General features: G+C 63.2%; 5 protein-coding genes. 3 read left to right on the plus strand and 2 right to left on the minus strand.

Annotation, left to right across the window (positions count from 1 at the left end):
- Positions 1 to 767: 767 nt before the first annotated feature.
- On the minus strand, positions 768 to 2,408 hold the full coding sequence (locus tag VGV07_RS03220) for an iron ABC transporter permease (protein ID WP_326867248.1): 1,641 nt from the start codon (positions 2,406 to 2,408) through the stop codon (positions 768 to 770).
- Between the two features lie 2 nt (positions 2,409 to 2,410).
- Positions 2,411 to 3,460 carry an ABC transporter ATP-binding protein gene (locus VGV07_RS03225; RefSeq protein ID WP_326867249.1) on the minus strand — a complete coding sequence of 350 codons (1,050 nt, stop codon included), beginning with the start codon at positions 3,458 to 3,460 and terminating at the stop codon, positions 2,411 to 2,413.
- Positions 3,461 to 3,588: 128 nt separating this feature from the next.
- Between VGV07_RS03225 and VGV07_RS03230 the strand changes: the two genes are divergently transcribed.
- From VGV07_RS03230 to VGV07_RS03240, 3 genes are all read left to right on the plus strand, one after another.
- A complete protein-coding gene (locus VGV07_RS03230) occupies positions 3,589 to 4,578 on the plus strand; it encodes an extracellular solute-binding protein (RefSeq protein ID WP_326867250.1) in 990 nt (329 codons plus the stop codon).
- Between the two features lie 62 nt (positions 4,579 to 4,640).
- Positions 4,641 to 5,657: a hypothetical protein gene (locus VGV07_RS03235; protein WP_326867251.1), complete on the plus strand. Its 1,017-nt coding sequence runs from the start codon at positions 4,641 to 4,643 to the stop codon at positions 5,655 to 5,657.
- Positions 5,654 to 6,466: a DeoR/GlpR family DNA-binding transcription regulator gene (locus tag VGV07_RS03240; protein ID WP_326867252.1), complete on the plus strand. Its 813-nt coding sequence runs from the start codon at positions 5,654 to 5,656 to the stop codon at positions 6,464 to 6,466. The genes VGV07_RS03235 and VGV07_RS03240 overlap by 4 nt, the downstream gene beginning before the upstream one ends.
- The last annotated feature ends 400 nt before the right edge of the window (positions 6,467 to 6,866 follow it).

Genomic DNA, 6,866 nt, shown 5'->3' on the forward strand with positions numbered 1-6,866 from the left:
AGCCAAACGACTTCGATCGCCTCACCGCCGACGGGAATTCACTCTCATGCTTCCAGGCGATGGGTCGATCGCCGCGGCCGGGCGAGTAGTAGTTTCGATAAAAGACCCGTAGCTGCTCCCTACGTGCGCTGCTGCAGCCCCTCATCGCACCCACGTCCGGGGAGGACCCGTCGATCCTCACAGCGGCTGCGAGACCGCGACGGCTCCCCGATGGGCAACGGAGGCGTGGAGCAGAGGGGCGAGAAGCGATGCGCGGTCCGTGCGCTTCGACGATTGACCCTATGGAAGATCCCATCGGCTAGTAGAGTGCTGGGGCAATGACCGTGTGAACACAGGCCAGACTTGTCCCATGAAGGACATTCGCCTCGTCGGACGCACGATCCTTCCATGAAGTGCTGACCAACCTTGGCGACGCGTTGTCGTAGGTCCGCTACAAACAGAGGGTGCTCCACGCCTCCGTTGCCCATCGGGGAGCCGTCGCGGTCTCGCAGCCGCTGTGAGGATCGACGGGTCCTCCCCGGACGTGGGTGCGATGAGGGGCTGCAGCAGCGCACGGTGCAAGCAGCTATGAGGTCTATTGGCCGCATCTACTATGGCGGGAGCCGCGGGCCCTTTATCTGGGCCCGCGGTCTCGCACGGTTTCGCCCGGAGCCGTCGCGACTGTCCAAGGTGATCTGTGCGCAAGTCCCGGCCACGAGAGGACGGCCACCACCGCCATCTCGGCCTTTAGCCTCTGGGCGCCGGCTGCGGCCGATCGAGGTCGAACTCTACAGCAGCGCCTGCTCGTTTCGTCCGAGGAAGCGGAAGGCGATGTAGACCGCCAGCCCGCTGATGGCGAGCAAGATCGTGGCAAGGGCGGCCGCGACGCCGAAATCGCCATCGAGGATCAGCAGGTAGATGCGCACTGGCATGGTCATGGTGCTGCCGACATAGAGCACCAGCGACGACGAAAGTTCGTTGATGGCGGTGACGAAACTCAGCATGCCGCCGGCAATGATGCCCGGCACGATAAGTGGCACGGTGACGCGCAAGAAGGCCTTGAACGGCGAATAACCCAGCGACACCGCAGCCTCTTCCATACTCGGCGAAATCTGTCGGAGCGACGAGGCGGTGGTACGCACGCTGTAGGGCAACCGGCGAATGAAGATGGAGAGCACGATGATTGCGGCGGTACCGGTGAGTACGATCGCGCCGGTATTGAACGCAGCAATGTAGGCGATGCCGATGACGATACCCGGCATCACGAAGGGGATCATGAATGCGCCATCGAGCAGCGAGGTAGAAATGGTGGTACGGCGCGCGACCAGTGTCCCGATCAGCGTACCGACAATGACGATCAGCAGCACCGACGCACCCGAAAAGCTCAGCGAATTCCGCACCACATCACCGAGATTGAAGATGATGCGCTCGTAGCTCTGGAACGCGAAGCCGTCCTTGAACACCGGCCCGCTGGTGCGGCGGAACGAGTAGATCACCGAGATAATGACTGGCAACGCTCCGCACAGGGCAATCGTATAGACCGCGACATGCGCCACCACGTTGCGCCACCCGCGCAGCCGAACCTTGTTCGGCTTGTTGATGAGGTTGCCGTGATAGACGTTGCGCCGCGACATGTAGCGCTGCAGCAGCACGAAGATCATCGATACCGCGATCAGGATGACGCTGATGGTTGTGCCCATCGACATGTTGCTGCCCACCTCGGCCGAATATGCGGCGTAGGCCTCGGTCGCCAGCGTTGAGTAGCCGCGGCCGAGAAGGCGCGGCGTACCGAAATCGGCGATGGCGTGGATCAGGGCCAGCAGTCCCCCAGCCGTAAGCGCCGGAAATACCAGCGGAAAGGAGATTTGCATCGTTCGCTGCAGCGGCGTCAGCCCCAGGCCTTCGGCCGCCTCCTCGAGCGAGCGGTTGACGTTGGAGAGGGCGCCCGAAACTAGCAGGTAGACGTAAGGATAGAACTTCAGCGAGAAGACGATGAGGATGCCGGTGAGCCCATAGATCGGCGGCATTGCGATGCCCATGTCGCGCAGAACGCCGCGCACCAGGCCACCCGCGCCGAACAGCACGATCCACGAATAGGCGCCGATGAATGGTGGTGATACCAGCGCCAGAATTGCCAGCAGGGATACAAAGCGGCCGCCCGCGATGTGGAAGCGTGAGATGCAGAACGCCATGATCGAGCCGAGCAGCAGCGCGCCGAACAGGCCTCCGGCGCCCACTACCAGCGTGTTGATGAACGCGGTGAAGAAGCGCGGCTCGGAGATGAACGTGGCGTAGTTGGTGAGGCTGAAGTTGCCGGCGCGGTCGTAGAGACTCGAAGTGAGCACCGAACCCACCGGCAAAAACAGCAGCAGGATCAGCAGGGCCCACGTAAAGATGGCGATGAGGCTCCAGAAGTTCGGCCGTGCCATGCTCAGCCCCCTGCGGCCGTTCGCCGTCCGTCGGCGTCAAAGGTCATAAGGCTCTCCTTGGGCACGACGACCGTCGTCGTGCTTCCCGGGGCCAGGATCTCGCTACGCGAGGGATTGGCGACGTGGACGACCAGATCGCCGGCAGGAGTGGCGACTTGAAGGTGGGCTTCGCGCCCGAGGTAGGTGAACTTGTTCACCTTGCCGGGGAGCGCCGCGCCCTGCATGGAGGAACCGGCGAGGCCGATGTTTTCCGGGCGCACTGCCCAAGTCAGGCCCGGGTTCGAGGACAAGCCGAGGCGGACGAGCAGTGCCTCCGTGGCGGGGCCGCGTTCAAGCGTATTGAGTGTACCCACGAAGCCGGCAACGAACTGGGTTTGCGGATCGCCGTAGATCTCCTGTGGTGTGCCGATCTGCTCGATCCTGCCCGCGCTCATGACACAAATGCGGTCGGAAATGGCGAGTGCCTCCTCCTGGTCGTGCGTCACATAGATTGTAGCAATGTTGACCTGCTTCTGGATGTCGCGGATTTCCTCGCGCAGCTCGATGCGCAGCTTGGCGTCGAGGTTGGAGAGCGGCTCATCCATCAGCAGCAGGCGCGGGTTGATCACCATGGCGCGGGCAAGGCCGATGCGTTGCTGCTGACCACCGGACATAGCGGCCGGCAGGCGTTCGGCCATGCTTTCAAGCCGCACGGCGCGCAGTGCTTGCATGACGCGCGTCTTGATCTGTGCGGCTGGCACCTTGCGAGGCTTTAGCCCGAACGCGACGTTGTCGAAGACGCTCAGGTGCGGGAAGATGGCGTAATCCTGAAACACCATGCCGATGTCGCGACGGTGCGGCGGCACGGCCCTCAGGTCGGCGCCATCAAGGGTAATGGTCCCCGTGGTCAGGTCGTTAAAACCGGCGATCGAGCGCAGCAGGGTGGTCTTGCCGCAGCCGGACGGGCCTAGCAGCGTGAAGAACTCGCCCTTGTCGACGGCGATCGAGACATCGTTCAGCGCGACGAAGCTGCCGAAGCGCTTGATTGCGTTCTGGACCGTCAGATAGCTCATTCCCCACCCTGGTCTTGCCCCTGAGCAAAGCCCACAAGAGCAGTCACATTTTCGTATTGCAACATCGAATTCGCCGCGCAACTATCAACTCGATCACAGAATGATCGAAAACGGTCGGGAGGACGTCTATGAACATTCGCAAACGGACATTTTTGGGCTTAGCCGCGGGCCTGCTCGCGGCAACGGCAATGACCCCGGTCTTCGCCCAGGACGGCGGCACGGTGACCATCTACACCGCCCACAAATCCTCGATCGTCGACACGCTGCTGCCGATCTTCGAACAGGAAACCGGGCTCAAGGCCGAAGTGGTAAAACTCGGCTCCGGCGACATCATGAAGCGCGTGCAGGCGGAGTCCGGCGCACCGGCAGCGGATGTGATCTGGTCGATCTCGGGCAGCTCGTTGACTGAACTCGCCTCACTGCTTGAGCCCTACACGCCGCCCGAATTCGACAAGATCGATCCGCAGTTCATCAAGGATCCGGCGTGGACACCCTACACGGCAGTGGTCTACGTGCTCGCGGTCAACACCGACCTGCAGCCACTCGACACCGCGCCCAAGACCTGGGCCGAGCTGGCCGATCCGAAGTGGAAGGGCCAGATCGCCTCGGCGCGTGCCGATGGCTCGGGCTCCGCGATGCAACAGCTCACGACCGTGCTCACCGTGTTCGGCGACCAGGGCTGGCAAAAGTACAAGGAGATCGCTGCCAACTTCGTATTCGCCGATTCCTCAGGCGCTGTACCGCGTTTCGTGGCTGACGGCGAGGCGTCCATGGGGCTGACGCTAGAGGACAATGCGCTGGAGTACGTGCAGGGCGGGGCGCCAATTTCTATCGTCCATCTCAGCGACGGCACGGCGGCTACGCCCGACGGCGTGGCCCTAGTCGAGGGCGGGCCAAACCCGGATGGTGGCAAGAAGTTCATCGACTGGGCCTTGTCAAAGTCAACGCAGGAAAAGCTGGCCATGGACATCGGCCGGCGTTCAGTGCGCCTGGATGTGGCGGGCCCGGCGGGGACCCCGAATCTTGCTGACCTGACACTCGTCAACGTCAAGCCGCTCAGCGATTTCGGCGGATCCGACGCCGTGATGGCCGAGTGGCGCAAAGCGATAGGTGAGTAAGCTGCACACACGTCCTGTCGCGGGGCTGGGCCCCGCGACTTTCTCCACCAGATGGCAGGATCATGCTTCTCGAAGCTTTCTCCCAAGGCAAGAAGTTCGGTCATCCGGAGGCAAACGAAGACAGCTTCGTCGCCGTGCCCGGCGCCGGCTACGCTGTGATCGACGGCGTCACTGACCGCAACGGCACTCGCTATGCCGGCATGCTGTCAGGTCAGTTCGCCTCTCGAACCATCAAGCGGGCTACCGAGCAGTTCCTAATCGCGCAGCAGGCGCCATCGGTGGCCGCGGATTTTCGCTATGGCGGGCCCCGCGCGTTCATCGACTACCTCACGGCTGCGCTGCAGGTCGCCTACGTGGAACAGGGGGTGCAGGCAGCGGTAGAGGACAACTGGAAGCTCCGTGCGGGCTGCACCATTGTGGCCGCCCTGCAGATCGGAGACCGGCTGGAGATCGTCGCCGTCGGCGACAGTGGCATCCGCGTCAACGGCTCCGACATGCTTTGGGTGCTAAAGCCGCTCGACGATGTCACCAGCATCCTGCGCCGCGAGACCTGGCGCTATTTCGAGCGCGGGGGCCTTTCGCCGGAGCGCTGCGACGCCCTCGCCGCCTTCATGACCTGGCGCGGCACGCAGCACCAGGCACCTGGTGAGGCGACAGCCGAGCCGCCGGTGATCGCCGAAATCGAACAGCGTGCCCTCGCCGCCTGCAGCTCGCGCCTGCCTGATGTGCCAGCTGCCGAGCTTATGCTGCTGATCCAGCATGGCATCGAGCACGGTCAGGGAGAATTCCAGAACGTCACCGACAAGGCGCTCGGCTATGGCGGGTTGGACGGCTTCCACATCCCCGACCGCTACATTGAGCACCGCAGCTATCGGCTGGCCGATATCGAGTCGATCGAGCTGTTCTCAGACGGCTATTTCGAGCCGGGCAAAGGCTTTGGCATCTTAGAGTGGGAGGCGTCGTTTCGTGCGGTCGAGGCAGCCGACCCGTACAAGATCGATCGCTATATCAGCACCAAAGGTACCACTGCCCAGGCGCTGACCGACGATCGCACCTATTTGGCGGTGCGATTCAAGTGACGGGCGGGCATACGAAGTTCTCCACTCAGATCCGACATGACCGCCCGACGGTCACGTCGCGCCAATCGGAAATTCTCGACGCCGTGAGGGTCCAGGGAGCAGTGTCCGTCGCAGCGCTGGCCGCGCAGTTCGACGTTACCCACCAGACGATCCGCCGCGATCTGAGGGCTCTGCAAGACCTCGGCCTTCTGCAGAAAGGGTTCGGTGCGGCGTTCGCGTCGCCAGGCGTCGCACGCCACGGGCATGACGAGCGGGAGGCGACGCTGGTTGAGGTGAAGCGCCGCCTCGTGCAGGCGCTCGAGGAATTCCTGACCCCGGATGCTACGGTATTCGTCGGCCTTGGGACGACGTTCGACTCGCTGCACGAGGTGGCCGAGCGCCATCCCGGCATCCTGATCGCTACGCCGAACCTCACCGTGGCACACACCTGCGCGCTCAACACCAACGCCACCGTCTATGTTTACGGCGGCTACGTCCGTAACAAGGACTCCTCGGTGCTCACTATGAGTGACGAGAGCCGCCGCCGTTTCAAGTTCGACGTCGCCATAATCGGCGCGAGCGCCATCGACGAGCAGGGTGCCGTTCTTGAGTTCGATCCGATGGAGGTAGACCTCGTACGGGACGTGCTTACGCAGTCCCGACGAACCATTCTCGTTGCGCACGACGAGAAGTTCGGCCGGCGGGCTCCCCACATGGTGACGACCCTCGCCGAGGTTGATGTCCTGATTTCTAATGTCCTCCCGCAACTGCGCGACGAAAGCGGCAATGCCCTGTCCTTGCCAACAAGTCTACGCCTGATCACTGCGTGAGCACCGCGGTGCCACCTTGTTGCTGGGGCTACGATGGCGCGCGCATGTCCCGACTGCCGGGCTCTCGTAACCACGAGAGCGGCTACCCGATTGCCACGGTTACCGCGGTCTCCGACCGCTCCGAATGCCGCCTTGGTTACAAGGCGTGCGACTGCCGAGAGCCTAGTTCCTAGGCAAGCTGGGACTATGTTCCCATTGCCGCGAGGGGTTGTAACCGCGAGTAAGCACCTCGGAGCTGCTCCCTACGTGCGCTGCTGCTGCCCCCAATTGACCCCTACGCCGGGGAGGACCCATCGATAGCGGTGGCGCAAATGGGAGGTGACTCGCTTCCGGGCTATTGGGACGGACCGCCCCGGCCTTGGGCCGCGCTAGAACACGCCGGCGATGCCCCTGTGGGCGG

Origin of the sequence: Devosia sp. (genome assembly GCF_035944845.1) — a bacterium.
In the GTDB taxonomy this organism is placed as follows: domain Bacteria; phylum Pseudomonadota; class Alphaproteobacteria; order Rhizobiales; family Devosiaceae; genus Devosia_A.

Coding starts and splice junctions, on each gene's coding strand:
- VGV07_RS03220 (WP_326867248.1), bottom strand. CDS start 2,408: ATGGCACGGCCGAACTTCTGGAGCCTCATCGCCATCTTTACGTGGGCC.
- VGV07_RS03225 (WP_326867249.1), bottom strand. CDS start 3,460: ATGAGCTATCTGACGGTCCAGAACGCAATCAAGCGCTTCGGCAGCTTC.
- VGV07_RS03230 (WP_326867250.1), top strand. CDS start 3,589: ATGAACATTCGCAAACGGACATTTTTGGGCTTAGCCGCGGGCCTGCTC.
- VGV07_RS03235 (WP_326867251.1), top strand. CDS start 4,641: ATGCTTCTCGAAGCTTTCTCCCAAGGCAAGAAGTTCGGTCATCCGGAG.